This window comes from Luteithermobacter gelatinilyticus (assembly GCF_005849285.1).
In the GTDB taxonomy this organism is placed as follows: Bacteria; Pseudomonadota; Alphaproteobacteria; order Sphingomonadales; family Emcibacteraceae; genus Luteithermobacter; species Luteithermobacter gelatinilyticus.
The window spans coordinates 1,637,032-1,651,796 of sequence record NZ_CP040517.1; the positions used below are offsets into that span (position 1 = coordinate 1,637,032).

The following is a 14,765-nucleotide window of genomic DNA, read 5'->3' on the forward strand; positions in this document are numbered from 1 at the left end:
CTCTTCACAATTCACTCTATCAGCAAGGGGGGTTATTTCATACTTTTATACGCCGCAAGCGCCCGTTCCCGGGCAGCGGCATGATCCACAATCGGTGCGGGATAGGTTTTACCCAGCACAACACCGGCCTCCATTAACACCTCTCGCGGCGCCCGCCATGGGGCGTGTACATATTTATCCGGCAAGGCCCCAACCTCCGGCACCCAACGCCGCACATACCGCCCATCGGAATCAAATTTTTCTCCCTGCATCACGGGATTGAAAATCCGAAAATACGGGGATGCATCGGCACCGCATCCGGCCACCCATTGCCAGCCAGCCGAATTGTTGGCCAGATCCGCATCCACCAGCGTGTCCCAAAACCAGCGTGCCCCCGCCTGCCAGGGAATAAGAAGGTGTTTGGTCAAAAATGACGCCACGATCATACGCACCCGGTTATGCATAAAACCCGTATGCCACAATTCCCTCATCCCGGCATCCACGATCGGATATCCGGTCTGCCCCTTCTGCCAGCGGCGCAAGGCCTCCTTGTCATCACGCCAGGGGAAATTTACAAATTCCGGGCGAAAGGGACGTTCCGGCAAATGAGAAAAATGGAACAGAAGATACGTGCCAAATTCCCGCCAGCCCAGTTCGCTGCGAAACTTGGTCACTGAGGTGGCGGTATCTGAAAGGTCTTCGAACAGGCGCAGTTTGCGCCAGATGTCGCGAACACTGATTTCCCCGAAATGCAAATGCGCCGAAAGACCGGAAATGGCTCCTGCGTCGGGCCTGTCGCGTTTTGTGGCATAATATGGCAGCCCTTTTTCCAGAAACGCCTCAAAACGTCGTTGGGCCCCCTGCTCCCCCGGGGTCCAGCGCCAGGCCAGCCCCCCGGACCAGTCCGGGGTCCCGGGCAACAGGCGCCAGTCTCCAAGATCATCCGACTTTGGCAGAGAATCAACTGTCCCCAGGTCCGGCACCGGGTATGACGTGGAATCGTCAATTTGCCCGCTGGCCTGACGCCAGTACGGGGTGAAGACTTTATAAGGCGTCCCCTGTCCGGTCAGGATTTCCCACGGTTCGGTGAGCAAAGCACCATTGTGGCTGGTGACGCACAGTCCCTTGTTCAGAAAATAGTTCTTGATCGCCTTGTCCCGGACAACGCTATGGGGGTCATAGCTGCGATTCCAGGCGATGGCCGTCACACCCGTCTTTTCAACCAGATCTTGCAACACCTTAAGCGCCGGGCCCCGGCGCAGGATGAGCCGTGTCCCCTTGCGGGCAAACTGCTGCTGCAGGGAACGCAGGCTGTGATACAGCCACCAGCGGCTGGCCCCGCCCGGACGCCACTCCCCGCACCCCTCTTCATCCAGAATAAATACGGGGATGACAGGCCCCCGCTGTGCCGCCTCGAACAAGGCCGGATTATCATAAAGACGCAGATCCTGCCTAAACCAGACCAGAGTTTTCATGCCGATTTCCATTCGGGGGCCATCTCATGACAATTCACTCTCTGTCGCGCCTAAAACTCATAAAAAACCGCCTATTTCCCCACGGAAAAGGCGGTTCATCACTCTATCGGAATTTTACAAAACCGGGCAAATCAGCTTTTGCCTTCCGCTTTCAGTTGCAGACGGGCCTCTTCAAGAAACTCATCCATCGCCTTCCGCAGGCGATGTTCGGAAATCTCTACGCCTTTGGCCTCGAAGTCTGTCTTGATTTTACGGTAAACATCTTCATGACCGGTTTCCTCAAAATCCGCCTGCACCACTTCCTTGGCATAATTCTGGGCGTCTGCCCCGGAAAGCCCCATCTTCTCTGCGGCCCACAAACCCAGCAATTTATTGCGGCGCATGGCGACCTTGAACTCGAATTCCTCATCCTTGGCGAATTTGTTTTCAAACGCCTTTTCCCGGTCATTGAACTGGGTCATATTTACAAACTCCTGTCTTAAATCCTGTCCTCAGATTGCTGCCCGTTACCGCACATCTTGCTTTCAAGGCGGTCCCGGCCGGCTCAGTATTATTTGGTGCCATATGTACGTCATTCAAAAAAAGGATTCCACCTTATTTTACACCAAAAAACCATGTTTCATTTTCGACGGCCGTTTTCTGCTTTTGGCGCATTGTATTTGACAATTTTATGATATATGTTCGCCACGCTTGATTCTCAAATTTTCAGATTAAGGTTCCCCCATGACGTCTGATGTCCCCAAGGGTGAAAAACTCTACGAAGGCAAAGCCAAAATTCTGTTCCGCGGTCCCGAACCCGGCACGCTCATTCAGTATTTCAAGGATGATGCCACCGCTTTCAACAACCAGAAAAAAGGCACCATTGCCGGCAAAGGCATTATCAACAACCGGATCACCGACCTGATCATGACCCGGCTTGCCGGCATCGGTATCCCGACTCATTATATCAGACGGTTGTCTGATCGGGAACAACTGGTTCACGAAGTCCAGATCGTACCGCTGGAAGTCATTGTGCGCAATATCGCGGCGGGGTCCATGTCCAAAAAGTTCGGCGTGGAGGAAGGCACGCGCCTGGCCCGGCCGCTGGTGGAGTTTTCGCTGAAAAATGATGATCTGGGGGACCCGCTGCTGGCCGAGGAACACATTCTGATTCTGGGGCTGGCGACGGAAGAGGAACTGGACGAAATTTTTGAAATGTCCCTTAAGATTAATGACTTTCTGCGCGGCATGTTTGCGGCCGTGGGCATTGATCTGGTGGATTTCAAACTGGAATACGGGCGTCTTGCCGAAGAAGACGGTTATACGCTCGTTCTTGCTGATGAATTCAGCCCAGACAACTGTCGTCTGTGGGATATGAGAACCGGTGAGAAAATGGACAAGGACCGTTTTCGCCGTGATCTGGGTGGTGAGGTGGAGGCCTATCAGGAAGTGGCCCGCCGCCTGGGGATTTCCCTGGACGCCGGCGACTGAAAAGACCGACTAACATACATGACTTGAGACAGAAAGGGATACATCGTGAAAGCACGTGTATATGTCACCTTGAAAAACGGCGTCCTGGACCCCCAGGGCAAAGCCATCCAGCATGCCCTGACCGCCCTCGGTTTTGAGGGCGTGGATGATGTGCGCCAAGGCAAATTTATCGAACTGGACCTCGCAGACAACGACCAAGAACAGGCCAAGGCCAGGGTCGAGGAGATGTGTCGAAAACTACTCGCCAACACGGTGATTGAAAACTACACCATCGAAATCGACTGACAGAAACAAACTGACGCCCTCTCCTGAGGGCTTTATGCTTCATAAGCCCCGGTCAGGGACGCAGGATAGATTGATTAAAATATGGGAATGCGTCGATGAAAAGCGCTGTTATTGTGTTTCCCGCCTCCAATTGCGATCGCGACATGATCGTGGCACTGGAGAAAATTACGGGTCAAAAACCGCACGTTGTCTGGCATCAGAACAGGGAAATTCCCGATGTGGACCTGATCGCCCTGCCCGGCGGGTTTTCCTTTGGCGACTATCTGCGCTGCGGGGCCATGGCGGCCCGCTCGCCGGCCATGAAGGAAGTGATCAGCAGAGCAGAACAAGGGGTCAATATTATCGGGATCTGCAACGGCTTCCAGATTCTCACCGAAACCGGGCTGCTGCCCGGCGCGCTGATGCGCAACAGAAGCCTGAAATTCATCTGCAAACACGTTCCTCTGAGAGTGGATAACAACGATACCGTCTTCAGCAATGCCTACAAGCAGGGACAGATCATCCGGATCCCTGTAGCCCATCATGACGGCAATTATTTTGCGGATGAGGAAACGTTGAAAAAGCTGGAAGACCAGAATCGCGTTGTTTTCCGGTATGTGGACGAGACGGGCGAGGCCAGTAAAGCCGGCAACCCCAACGGGTCGCAGCATAACATAGCCGGAATCATTAACGAACGCGGCAATGTGTTGGGCATGATGCCGCATCCGGAACGCCTCATTGAAGACGCCCAAGGCGGCACCGACGGCCGCGGTTTCTTCGAAAGCATTCTGAATTCATTAAAATAGGACCCGGGATATGGCGTGGAACAACAATATTGAAATCACCGATGAACTGGTGGCCGAACACGGTCTGACCCAGGAGGAATACAAGCTGGTTCTGGACATTCTGGGCCGCACCCCTACTCTGACGGAACTGGGCATCTTTTCTGTGATGTGGAGCGAACACTGCTCCTACAAATCGTCAAAATTACATTTGAAAAAACTGCCCACCAAGGCCCCCTGGGTGATCCAGGGCCCGGGGGAAAATGCCGGGGTGATTGACATAGGGGATGGCCAGGCCGCCGTTTTCAAAATGGAAAGCCACAACCACCCCTCCTATATCGAACCTTATCAGGGCGCGGCCACCGGCGTGGGCGGAATCCTGCGGGATGTGTTCACCATGGGCGCACGTCCCATCGCCAATATGAACGCCCTGCGCTTTGGCCGGCCGGAACACCCCAAAACCCGCCATCTGTTAAGTGGCGTGGTGGACGGCATTGGCGGCTATGGCAACTGTGTCGGCGTGCCCACAGTGGGCGGGGAAACCAATTTCCACCCCTCCTATGACGGTAATATCCTGGTCAACGCCATGACCGTGGGATTAGCGGATGCGGACAAGATTTTCTATTCCGCGGCCGCTGGCGTCGGGAATCCGGTGGTTTATGTGGGCTCTAAAACCGGTCGCGACGGCATTCACGGCGCCACCATGGCGTCAGCGGAATTTACCGAGGACAGTGAAGAAAAACGCCCCACAGTGCAGGTGGGCGATCCGTTTACGGAAAAACTTCTGATTGAAGCCTGCCTTGAGCTGATGGCCACTGACGCCATCGTCGCGATTCAAGATATGGGCGCGGCGGGATTGACCTCTTCTTCCGTCGAAATGGCTTCCGGTGGCGGCGTGGGCTTTGAGTTGAACCTGGACAAGGTGCCCCAGCGCGAAGAAAACATGACCCCCTATGAAATGATGCTGTCGGAAAGCCAGGAGCGCATGCTGATGGTGCTCAAGCCCGGCCGGGAAGCCGAGGCCGAGGCCATCTTCCGCAAATGGGATCTGGATTTCGCCGTGATTGGCAGAATCACGGACACCGGTAACCTTACCCTGCTGTATAAAGGGGCAGTTGTCGCAGACATCCCGGCTGGACCGCTGGCGGACAAATCGCCGGAATATGACCGGCCGTGGATCAAACAGGATCCTGCGCCTTACCTGCCCCCTGAAAAAATCGCCGCCCCGGATGACCTTGGTGCGGCCCTGATCAAGATGATCGGCTCGCCCAATCTGTGTAGCCGGGCCTGGATCTGGGAACAGTATGATCATCAGGTAATGGCCGATACCATCCAGAAACCGGGCGGCGATGCCGCTGTGGTGCGGGTGCATGGCACCGATAAGGCACTGGCCATTTCCACCGACTGCACCCCACGTTATTGTTATGCGGACCCGGTCGAAGGCGGCAAACAGGCTGTGGCCGAAACCTGGCGCAATATTACCGCTGTTGGCGGCACCCCGCTGGCCATTACCGACTGCATGAATTTCGGCAATCCCGAACGGCCGGAAATCATGGGCCAGTTTGTTGGCTGCATTGAGGGCATGAAGGAGGCCTGTACGATGCTCAACTACCCCGTCGTCTCCGGCAATGTCTCGCTCTATAACGAAACCAACGGTACCGGCATTTACCCGACCCCAGCTATCGGCGGTGTGGGCCTGCTCAAAGACAGCCGCAAAATGGCCACCATTGCCCCCAAAGAAGAAGGCGAAATCCTGATTCTGATTGGTGAAACCAAAGGCCATCTTGGCGCATCGCTTTATCTGGATATCATTGAAGGTCGCGAGGAAGGCGCGCCGCCGCCAGTAGATCTGGAAACAGAAAAGAAAAACGGCGATTTTGTCCGCGCCCAGATTGAAAATGGCACCGTGGAGACCTGTCACGATCTTTCAGACGGCGGGCTATTTGTGGCACTTGCGGAAATGGCCATGGCATCCCGGATGGGCATGGATCTGACCTTAGACCCCGGGGGACTTTCCCTACATGCCTTTGGCTTTGGGGAAGACCAGAGCCGGTATGTGCTGTCCGTTGCTGAAACAAAAGCCGACGCCCTTCTGAAGGCTGCAACACAGGCCGGCGTGAAAGCGCAAAAAATTGGCGTTACCGGCGGTACGGAATTGAAAATCGGCGATGCAGCCACCATATCAGTAGCGGAGCTTCTTGACGCGCACAGCGGCTGGATGCCAAACTATATGGGGCTAGAGTAAGTAACTAGGGATCAAGTGGAGTAACATTCAAATGAGCATGGATGCGGCAGAGATTGAAAGACTGATCAAGGAAGGCATTCCCGACGCCAAAGTCACCATTCAGGATCTGCGCGGTGACGGCGACCATTATGCCGCCCTTGTGGTTTCAAAAGCCTTTGCCGGGAAAAGCCGCGTGCAGCAACATCAGATGGTGTACAAGGCGCTGAAAGGCAAAATGGGCGGGGATCTGCACGCCCTGGCATTGCAAACTTCGGTTGAATAAGCGCCGTCAATCAACAGACGAAAAAGATTTATCAGGAATTTAAACACATGAACAATCCGGTTTTCGCCCGAATTGAAGAAGACATCAAAAACAACGATATCGTGCTGTATATGAAAGGCAGCCCGATGTTCCCCCAATGCGGTTTTTCCGCCGCCGTGGTTGAAGTGCTGAACTATTATAACGTGGATTATGAAGCCTTTGACGTGTTACAGGACCCTGCCCTGCGCGAAGGCATCAAACAGTTCAGCGAATGGCCAACTATCCCGCAGCTTTATGTCAAGGGAGAGTTTGTCGGCGGCTGTGACATTGTGCGCGAAATGGCCGCCAATGGAGAGCTCATCCAGCTCTTTGAACAACACGGCATCCGCCCCAAAAGCTAGCGTAGTTTGCGCATTGAAGACTGCGTCATCTACCATGTTTTAGGTTTTCATTCAGGGTAACATGGATTGCATCGCGTCCCCTCGCGATGGCGAAAAACAACGTCATCGCGATCCCCTGTCATAATCTTGAAAACGGGCGTGGCGATCCATTCTCCTGGTGCCCTGGATTGCCGCATCCTGCGGTTTTATCTAATATCACCCCCAATAATCCGTTCTGACTAATCTGTCTGGCTAATCCATCTGGCTAATCCGTTTTGACTGGCAGCTTCGTCAGGGCGAGGCTGAAAAATTTATTTGGCAACGCCGGTCAATTAAAATACACTTTCGGGGAAGGCTCTTTTTTCATCATTCTTTATATCAGGGCCTTGAACAAAGGGGGTGGAAATTTTGATCGGCTTTGAGGATGTGCAGGATTTTATTTCCGACATCTCGTCCGCTAGAAATGCGGACGAAATTCAGGCCGCTTTCAGCAAAAAAACCGCCCCTCTGGGGTTTGACAAGCATACCTGTCTGAGTGTTGTGGACTGGACCAATCCGCCCCCGGAATCGCTCCTGTTGTTTGCGTTTCCGCAAAAATGGGTCGATTATTATACCGAACAGCGTTATTTCGAACATGATGTTGTGTTGCAGCGAGTTTTTACGACCTCCAAACCCTATATCTGGTCCGATCTTTCTCTGCCCGATAAAATCAATCAGCAGATTTTTTCAGAAGCCAGTGAATTCGGCATCCTTAACGGCATGACCATCCCGATCACGGTGCCGGGACAGCCCCCCTGTACCGTGAACATCGCCGGGGAGAACCTTGATGTGCCCCCTCGGGTGTACCATATCCTGCATATCATGGCCGTTCATTATCATGATGCGGTTCTCACCCTGAAACTGAAAGACCTGAATGCCGATACGCCTGTTCCAAAACTGACCGCACGGGAACGGGAATGCCTGCACTGGGCCGCAGCAGGCAAAAGCGATCAGGATATTGGCGATATCCTTTATATCAGCGCGCGCACGTCTCATTTTCATATTGAAAACGCCAAACGCAAACTCGGCGTCTCCACACGCCAGCAGGCCATCGCCCGCGCCGTATTAAACGGTATTATCCGCCCCTGACCCGCCTAAGACGCACCTCTCAATCCTACACTACAATCATGGGTTAACCTCTACGAGGGAACACACCTGTATATTCTTCGTCAACCTGTCTGCCTAGACAGGTTTCTTGTGCCCCGTCTCTCATCATCATGAACCTCATAACGTTCGGAAAGATAAGAGTTATCAGGATGATCGTCTTGGTTACAAAAGAAAACCGCAGGCAATATGCGGCCCAGCTGCGGCAGATGTATCAGCAACGATATCAAGTTTTTGTCGAAATGCTGAACTGGGATCTGCCCTTGGCCAAGGACGGCCTGGAAATGGATCAATATGATACCAGTGACACGCTTTATCTGCTGAAACTAGATCATAACGGGGAGGTTCTGGGCTCCAAAAGAATGAACCCGACAATGCGCCCCCATCTTATGGTTGATCTGTTCAGCCACCTGGTGGAAGGCGCTGTGCCGCGCGGCAGGAACATCTGGGAAAGCTCCCGCTCCTGTGTTCCTCCTTCACAACAGGACCAGGGGATAATCGGGGAGTTGTTCCTGGGGATGGCCGAAGCGGCCCTGATTTTTCATATCACCCGGATCACCTTTGTGGTCGGGATGAAATTTTACCCGACAGTTCTCCATGCCGGATGGGGGATCACCCCGTTAGGCATTCCCCATAAAGATGATAATGGAGAAGAACTCATTGCCGGAATGTTAATTATTAACCCCAACTCCCTGAACATGATGCGCTGGAAATACAAAGTCACCAGACCCGTTTTGGATACAACGCCGGCCTTGCCGGAAAGAAAGGTAGCTTAACAATGGAACAGAAAATGACTCTTGGCATTCTTATGGGCGAACTTGGTTATGCGCTTGCCCCTCTCAAACCTCTTGACAGAAACATGCTGGTTGCCCGCCTCATCGAAGATGCACAAAGGCTGAAATGCACCTACGAAACCGGCCCGGCATATGAAACAGATATCACGATGGAAAAAGAAACCTGGAGCCGCATCACCGACACCTGTCCCTGATAATGCCCTGATAATGCCCTGATAATGCCCTGATAATGCTATGATTAATCTTTGGCCTGCAAGTGCCTCCCTACAGCACTGGGAAGGGGTGATATACCCCCTTCCCGTTTTTTTCTGCCTGATCTTTTTTGCTGCCCCCTGTCCTTCTCTAAAGGGAAATGGTATTAGACCTAATCCGGGTTAATGATGCCCATTCTGCGCGACGCCTTTCAGGTTGTCCCCCCGGGCCCATTGGAGAAACCTATATGAGAGAGATTGAAACCCCGCGCCTGATCCTGCGCCCTTTCCGCGAGGAGGATATTAACTTCCTTGATGAATTACACAGCGACATGGATGTCATGCGTTATCTGACCGGACGGGTGAGAAGCCACGAGGAAAACCGCGAATTTCTTGACACGGTAATGAACTGGTATGCCACGGAAGGCGTTGGCCTGTATCTGGTGGAACGAAAAGCAGACAGCCGGCCCATCGGACGATGCGGTTTTAACTTTTTTTATGGTTATGAGCAGGACGGTATAGAACATTATGCGTGGGGCCCGCTGTATGACGGACCGGAAGGGCCGGAAAAGCTGGTGAAAAGGGAAATCGGCTATACTTTTGCCAAAAAATTCTGGGGACAGGGGTATGCCTCGGAAGCGGCAACTGCGGTGCGGGATTACGGGTTTGACGCATGCGGTTTTCCGAATATATGTTCCCTGATCATGAAGGAAAACACCGCCTCCGTTGCTGTAGCAAAAAGGATGGGGTTTCGATATGCAGGCGATCTATATGTCCATGGACAGCCGGCGGCAGAATATCGTATGACGCGTAAGGAATGGATGGAATGTCGTAAAGAAGGACACAAAGATCAATGACCTCCCTCCTGAAACTTCTTGCCATAATGGAACGCCTCAGGGATCCGCAAAAGGGATGCGCCTGGGACCGGGAGCAAGATTTCCACAGTATTGCTCCTTACACCATAGAAGAAGCCTATGAAGTGGCCGAGGCCATCGAACAGCAGGACATGGCGGCGCTTAAGGAAGAACTGGGTGATCTTTTGCTGCAAGTGGTTTTCCATGCCCAAATGGCACGAGAGCAGGGCGCCTTTGATTTTGAAGATGTGGCCCGGGGCATCTGCGAAAAAATGATCCGCCGTCATCCCCATGTTTTTGGTTCAGAAAATATCCGCACGGCGGAAGAACAAACCCGGGCCTGGGAAGAGCATAAAGCCAGGGAGCGACAGGAAAAAAATGGATCCCGCCCCTCCAGCGCCCTTGACGGGATCACCCGGGGATTGCCTGCACTGACCCGCGCGGTGAAACTTCAGAAACGGGCCGCACGGGTCGGTTTCGATTGGCCGGAAACCCATCAGGTCCTGGACAAGCTGAATGAGGAAATGGCTGAGCTTTCCGCCGAGCTCGTCAAAAACAAGGCTGAACAAAACCGCGAATTAATTGCCGAGGAATTCGGGGACATGATGTTTGTTTACGCCAATCTGGCCCGACATCTGGACATTGACCCGGAAAGCGCACTCAGATCCGCCAATGCAAAATTTGAACGCCGTTTCCGCCGGATTGAGGAAATCCTGCGCGAACAGGGGAAAAAAGCTGAACACTGCACTCTGGAGGAACTGGATCGTTGCTGGGACCAGGCCAAACAGGAAGAAAAAGACACTTCTGCAAAACCGGCTCTCTCAGAAAAAGCCGGGAAATAAAAGCTCACGCACCTGCCCCCATTGCGCCGGTGTACAGGCCGAAATCAGCCCTTTATCCTGGTCATGAATGGTATAGGCACCGCCGGAAAGATGTTGGCTCACCCCCCCGGCCGCCTGAAAAATAAAGCTGCCCGGCAGGTGATCCCATGGCAAGGTCCGGAAATAGACCGAAAAATGTTTTTTGCCTTCAAGCAGCGCGATATAATCATATCCGGCACAGAAGGCCGGCCGGTTGGCGGCGAATTTTTTCAAATTTTCCCGCGCCGTGTTGCGCATTTTTTCCGGCATGCGCCGAAGATGGGCCGCCGCGATCCATTGCGCGGGATTCTGCGGGGGGGCGGGAAGGTCGACAACTTGCTCATTAAGCAGGGCGCCGCCGCCCCGTTCGGCCATCGCCATTCTCTCCAGGGCCGGTAAATAAATCCATGCCGCGGCAACTTCCCCTTTTTTCAGGGCCGCCATCATCAGGGCAAAGCGCGGGTTGCCCTGAACAAAGTTTTTGGTTCCGTCCACAGGGTCGATCAGAAATGCCAGATCAGCCTGTACAATCTGTCGCAGCAGTTCGGGATTGCGGGAGATACTTTCTTCACCGGCAATCACGGCCGACGGATAACGGGCTCTCAGGCGTCGCGATAGGTGTTTTTCAGTTTCCAGATCCGCGGAAGTGACCAGATCCCCCGAAGACTCCCCGGGGGATTTGTCCTGAATTTCATGAGATTCAAGCCGGCGATAGCGGGTTAAAATCTCCTGATGACTGATTTCTCGGATGTCCTGCGCAATTTCTTCAGGGGCGATCCTTTCCGAAACAATCATCCCGCCATCCTCTCGGCAAGATGCAACCCCTTCTTTTCCAGAAATCCAACGGACTTATCATTAAGTCTCACCCGCACATTGATGTGATCCGGTCCATCAATACGTTCCAAAACTTCCCCGTGCTGGTACAACCACGCAATCTCGGCCCCCTGATCGGGACGGAAGGCCAGGTCGTAAATTTGCTCTCCCTCAGAAAGCAGGTCGGATAAATTCTGCAACAGATCATCACATCCCTCGCCGGTTACGGCCGAAATCAGCGAAATGTTCTTCCGCCAGGCGGCGCTGTTTTCCCGGGCCTGGCGTTCTTCGGGGGGCAGCAAATCAATTTTATTCCAAAGCTCATAAATCGGCCGCTCGGGCCCCTCTTCCACTCCCAGAGATTTCAGAACCTCAATTACATCCTGGCGTTGGTCATCTGTTTCGGGATGGGAAATATCCCGCACATGCAGAATGATATCGGCCTCCACAACTTCCTCCAGCGTCGCCCGGAACGCCGCCACCAGATGGGTAGGCAGGTCGGAAATAAATCCTACCGTGTCTGAAAGGATGATCTTCTTGCCACAGGGAAGCCGCACCTGTCGCATGGTCGGGTCCAGCGTGGCAAAAAGCAAGTCTTCGGCCATAACGTCCGCCCGGGTCAGCCGGTTAAACAAGGTGGACTTGCCTGCATTGGTATACCCCACCAGCGCCACCACAGGAAAAGGCACTTTTTTGCGTCCCTTACGGTGCAATTCCCGGGTCCGGGTAATGGTGGCGAGTTGTCGGCGGATTTTGGCGATCCTTTCGTCGATCATACGGCGGTCAGCTTCGATCTGTTTCTCACCGGGGCCGCCCATGAACCCAAACCCGCCCCGTTGACGTTCAAGGTGGGTCCAGGACCGCACCAGGCGGCTTTTCTGATAAGAGAGGTGAGCAAGCTCCACCTGCAGAGCCCCTTCCCGCGTGTGCGCCCGTTCGCCAAAAATTTCGAGTATCAGCCCGGTGCGATCAATGACCTTGCAGCCTAGGCTTTTTTCCAGATTACGCTGCTGCCCTGGGGACAATTCACAGTCCGCCACCACCAGTTCGATGGCATTATGTTTAATATAGTCCGCCAGTTCCTCCACTTTTCCCCGCCCCAGATAGGTGGCCGGGCGGATGTTCTGAACAGGGATAGCAACGGCCTGACACACATCCAGATCCAGAGCAGCCGCCAGAGAAATGGCTTCTTCCAGTCGCGCGCGAGGCGACCTGGAAGCAACGGGTTTATTCTGTCGGATACGAAGATAGGGATGGAATATCAGAGTATGCGCCCCGGCCGTGTGAGCCGGGAGCGTCAAATCTTTACTGTTCGGATCATCCCAGACGGAACTGTAGCTTTTTTTGCGAAATGTGAGTTCGTCAGAATTAATCCTCTGGGTCATTTAAATACGTCTTACCCATTTCCTTCCGATTCATCGGGATCAAACAGCTGGATCGGGCCACCCGGCATAATGGTAGAAATAGCGTGTTTGTAAACCAGCTGCACATTTGCATCCCGGCGTAAAAGAATACAGAAGTTATCAAACCAGGTGATGATTCCCTGCAGTTTCACACCATTGACCAGGAAAACCGTAATAGGGGTTTTGTTTTTTCTTATGTGGTTCAGAAAAGCATCTTGTAAGTTATGGTTTTTGTCTGACATTTATTTATTTCCATTTATTGTTTTTGGTTCAAGCTTGGTTTCAAAACTTTGAACAGATAAGCGGTCAGGCATAACCCCCTGACCTGGCGGTGATGATAACATACCTCAAACATTCATGAAACCAGCTATCAGTTGCTCCATACGCTTTTTAATTTCTCCAGAATGACGGCATAAAAAGCACCATCAACGCGATCACTTCCAGCCGCCCCATAATCATGATGAGAGAGGTCAGCCACTTCCCCGCCATCGACAGGCTGTGATATCCCACAAAGTCCGGCGCAAAAATGGCCACCAGTCCTCCGGCACTATATAAATTTGCCAGCGAAATTCCCAGACCGGACTGCAACCCCTGCCCCATCATCGCATATCCAAGTGTAGCAAGGGCGATTGCAGATATCACCACGAACAATAGTGTCCAAACAGCATATAAGACCGGTTCCTGGACATTCAAGTCACGCATGCGCACCGGAACGATGCTGTGCGGATGGATCAGACGGCTCAATTCACGGTTGGCGTGTTTGAGCAAAAGATGCACCCGCAATATTTTGAACCCGCCGGCTGTGGAGCCTGTTGTTCCGCCAATAAACAACAAGGCGCTACACAAAATTACAACCGAAAGCGGCATGAGGCCCGCCATATCCGGGGCAAAGCCAGTGGTTGTGGAGACCGAAGCCACCGTAAAGGCCGCCAGACCCACAAGCCGCCACAGGCCGGTCTCCCTAAGCTCCGGGGACATCATAAAAGAAAACAGCAGCAGCAGAAAGCCTACCGCCATGAAATAAAGAAAATAGCGGATTTCCAGGGATTCTTTATAATATCGAACCTTGTGCCCGCCCATAAGGAAGGCCCAGTGATACGTAAAATTCATGGCCGCCAAAAGCATGAACGGAATCAAAATAAATTCTGTCCAGCCTGAAAACGGGTTATCACCTGTGCCACTATGGGTCGTAAACCCGCCGCTTGATAAAGTGGCCATGGCGGTGGTCAACGAGTCAAACAGACCTATTCCGGAAAACAGCAGCAATATTGTGCATATCAGGGTAAGGATCATATACACCTTGCTTAAGGGCACTACGGCATACAGCAAACGCGACCGCAGGCTTCTCCAGCCCCGGTTTCGTACTTCACGGCGTGGCAGCGCACTGTTAAACAGTTCAAGCCCGCCAATTTTTGCCGGCGGCAGAATTGCCACGGCAAGCGTAAAAACGAGTATCCCCCCTTCCCATTGCAGCAGCGCCCGCCAGAACAGCAAGGCACGAGGGACGAGATCCAGATTCACAAGCACCGTTGATCCCGTTGTGGTCAGGGCGGAGGCAGCCTCGAAATACGCATCCGTCAGTTTTGTCAGCAGGCCTGAGGTCATAAACGGCATACTGGCAAATAACGGCAGGCCGGTCCATATGACAATGAGCAGCAGCAGCAGTTCGGCATTGCTGGCTTCCACATCCAGATCCTTAAAGGAAAAGAAAAGCGCCCCCCCGATAAAAATCGTCACCAGCGCACTGATCATGAACGGCATGATCAGCTCATATTCCTCATAATAGGCCGCAACACCTATGGGCACAATTTCACTAAACCCCAGGAGGATCAGAATGTACCCGACAATATTTCCGATCCGTGCAAACATGC

Annotated in this window: 17 protein-coding genes; 11 read left to right on the forward strand and 6 right to left on the reverse strand. The window is 53.1% G+C overall.

Annotated elements, in window-relative coordinates; genetic code table 11:
- Positions 1-32: 32 nt before the first annotated feature.
- Positions 33-1,454, reverse strand: a complete 1,422-nt coding sequence (locus FE788_RS07395) for a cryptochrome/photolyase family protein (RefSeq protein WP_138380026.1) — start codon at positions 1,452-1,454, stop codon at positions 33-35.
- Positions 1,455-1,585: 131 nt separating this feature from the next.
- Complete coding sequence (locus FE788_RS07400; RefSeq protein ID WP_138380027.1) at positions 1,586-1,915, reverse strand: DUF1476 domain-containing protein; 330 nt, start codon at positions 1,913-1,915, stop codon at positions 1,586-1,588.
- 262 nt (positions 1,916-2,177) lie between these two features.
- Between FE788_RS07400 and purC the strand changes: the two genes are divergently transcribed.
- From purC to mazG, 11 genes are all read left to right on the forward strand, one after another.
- Positions 2,178-2,924, forward strand: a complete 747-nt coding sequence (gene purC, locus FE788_RS07405; protein WP_138380028.1) for a phosphoribosylaminoimidazolesuccinocarboxamide synthase — start codon at positions 2,178-2,180, stop codon at positions 2,922-2,924.
- A gap of 45 nt (positions 2,925-2,969) precedes the next feature.
- The gene (gene purS / locus FE788_RS07410) at positions 2,970-3,209 is read left to right on the forward strand and encodes a phosphoribosylformylglycinamidine synthase subunit PurS (RefSeq protein WP_138380029.1); all 240 of its coding nucleotides are present in this window, start codon (positions 2,970-2,972) and stop codon (positions 3,207-3,209) included.
- Between the two features lie 95 nt (positions 3,210-3,304).
- On the forward strand, positions 3,305-3,994 hold the full coding sequence (gene purQ / locus FE788_RS07415; protein ID WP_138380030.1) for a phosphoribosylformylglycinamidine synthase subunit PurQ: 690 nt from the start codon (positions 3,305-3,307) through the stop codon (positions 3,992-3,994).
- A 10-nt stretch (positions 3,995-4,004) separates the two neighbouring features.
- A complete protein-coding gene (gene purL, locus FE788_RS07420; protein WP_138380031.1) occupies positions 4,005-6,215 on the forward strand; it encodes a phosphoribosylformylglycinamidine synthase subunit PurL in 2,211 nt (736 codons plus the stop codon).
- 31 nt (positions 6,216-6,246) lie between these two features.
- Positions 6,247-6,477, forward strand: coding sequence for a BolA family protein (locus FE788_RS07425; protein ID WP_138380032.1), 231 nt, complete (start codon positions 6,247-6,249; stop codon positions 6,475-6,477).
- A 47-nt stretch (positions 6,478-6,524) separates the two neighbouring features.
- Positions 6,525-6,857: a Grx4 family monothiol glutaredoxin gene (grxD, locus tag FE788_RS07430; RefSeq protein WP_138380033.1), complete on the forward strand. Its 333-nt coding sequence runs from the start codon at positions 6,525-6,527 to the stop codon at positions 6,855-6,857.
- 378 nt (positions 6,858-7,235) lie between these two features.
- Positions 7,236-7,964 (forward strand): helix-turn-helix transcriptional regulator, encoded by a 729-nt coding sequence (locus FE788_RS07435; RefSeq protein ID WP_138380034.1) that lies wholly within the window; start codon positions 7,236-7,238, stop codon positions 7,962-7,964.
- A 176-nt stretch (positions 7,965-8,140) separates the two neighbouring features.
- Entirely contained in the window at positions 8,141-8,755 is a 615-nt protein-coding gene (locus tag FE788_RS07440) for an acyl-homoserine-lactone synthase (protein WP_168190322.1), read from the forward strand.
- Positions 8,756-8,757: 2 nt separating this feature from the next.
- Positions 8,758-8,967: a hypothetical protein gene (locus FE788_RS07445; protein ID WP_138380036.1), complete on the forward strand. Its 210-nt coding sequence runs from the start codon at positions 8,758-8,760 to the stop codon at positions 8,965-8,967.
- Between the two features lie 245 nt (positions 8,968-9,212).
- Entirely contained in the window at positions 9,213-9,821 is a 609-nt protein-coding gene (locus FE788_RS07450) for a GNAT family N-acetyltransferase (protein WP_168190323.1), read from the forward strand.
- On the forward strand, positions 9,818-10,660 hold the full coding sequence (gene mazG, locus FE788_RS07455) for a nucleoside triphosphate pyrophosphohydrolase (protein WP_138380038.1): 843 nt from the start codon (positions 9,818-9,820) through the stop codon (positions 10,658-10,660). The genes FE788_RS07450 and mazG overlap by 4 nt, the downstream gene beginning before the upstream one ends.
- On the opposite strand, the gene FE788_RS07460 is transcribed toward mazG, so the two are convergent.
- The 4 genes from FE788_RS07460 to FE788_RS07475 all read right to left on the reverse strand — a co-directional run bounded on the left by FE788_RS07460 (position 10,640) and on the right by FE788_RS07475 (position 14,763).
- A complete protein-coding gene (locus FE788_RS07460; RefSeq protein WP_138380039.1) occupies positions 10,640-11,473 on the reverse strand; it encodes an inositol monophosphatase family protein in 834 nt (277 codons plus the stop codon). The two genes, mazG and FE788_RS07460, sit on opposite strands and share 21 nt — an antisense overlap.
- A complete protein-coding gene (gene hflX / locus FE788_RS07465) occupies positions 11,470-12,876 on the reverse strand; it encodes a GTPase HflX (RefSeq protein WP_138380040.1) in 1,407 nt (468 codons plus the stop codon). Before hflX ends, FE788_RS07460 begins: the two co-directional genes overlap by 4 nt.
- An 11-nt stretch (positions 12,877-12,887) precedes the next feature.
- Positions 12,888-13,136 carry an RNA chaperone Hfq gene (hfq, locus tag FE788_RS07470; protein WP_138380041.1) on the reverse strand — a complete coding sequence of 83 codons (249 nt, stop codon included), beginning with the start codon at positions 13,134-13,136 and terminating at the stop codon, positions 12,888-12,890.
- A 148-nt stretch (positions 13,137-13,284) separates the two neighbouring features.
- Complete coding sequence (locus FE788_RS07475; RefSeq protein ID WP_138380042.1) at positions 13,285-14,763, reverse strand: TrkH family potassium uptake protein; 1,479 nt, start codon at positions 14,761-14,763, stop codon at positions 13,285-13,287.
- Between the last annotated feature and the right edge of the window lie 2 nt (positions 14,764-14,765).

Coding starts and splice junctions, on each gene's coding strand:
- FE788_RS07425 (WP_138380032.1), top strand. CDS start 6,247: ATGAGCATGGATGCGGCAGAGATTGAAAGACTGATCAAGGAAGGCATT.
- FE788_RS07460 (WP_138380039.1), bottom strand. CDS start 11,473: ATGATTGTTTCGGAAAGGATCGCCCCTGAAGAAATTGCGCAGGACATC.
- purL (WP_138380031.1), top strand. CDS start 4,005: ATGGCGTGGAACAACAATATTGAAATCACCGATGAACTGGTGGCCGAA.
- mazG (WP_138380038.1), top strand. CDS start 9,818: ATGACCTCCCTCCTGAAACTTCTTGCCATAATGGAACGCCTCAGGGAT.
- FE788_RS07395 (WP_138380026.1), bottom strand. CDS start 1,454: ATGAAAACTCTGGTCTGGTTTAGGCAGGATCTGCGTCTTTATGATAAT.
- FE788_RS07445 (WP_138380036.1), top strand. CDS start 8,758: ATGGAACAGAAAATGACTCTTGGCATTCTTATGGGCGAACTTGGTTAT.
- purC (WP_138380028.1), top strand. CDS start 2,178: ATGACGTCTGATGTCCCCAAGGGTGAAAAACTCTACGAAGGCAAAGCC.
- hflX (WP_138380040.1), bottom strand. CDS start 12,876: ATGACCCAGAGGATTAATTCTGACGAACTCACATTTCGCAAAAAAAGC.
- grxD (WP_138380033.1), top strand. CDS start 6,525: ATGAACAATCCGGTTTTCGCCCGAATTGAAGAAGACATCAAAAACAAC.
- FE788_RS07475 (WP_138380042.1), bottom strand. CDS start 14,763: ATGTTTGCACGGATCGGAAATATTGTCGGGTACATTCTGATCCTCCTG.
- FE788_RS07400 (WP_138380027.1), bottom strand. CDS start 1,915: ATGACCCAGTTCAATGACCGGGAAAAGGCGTTTGAAAACAAATTCGCC.
- purQ (WP_138380030.1), top strand. CDS start 3,305: ATGAAAAGCGCTGTTATTGTGTTTCCCGCCTCCAATTGCGATCGCGAC.
- FE788_RS07450 (WP_168190323.1), top strand. CDS start 9,213: ATGAGAGAGATTGAAACCCCGCGCCTGATCCTGCGCCCTTTCCGCGAG.
- hfq (WP_138380041.1), bottom strand. CDS start 13,136: ATGTCAGACAAAAACCATAACTTACAAGATGCTTTTCTGAACCACATA.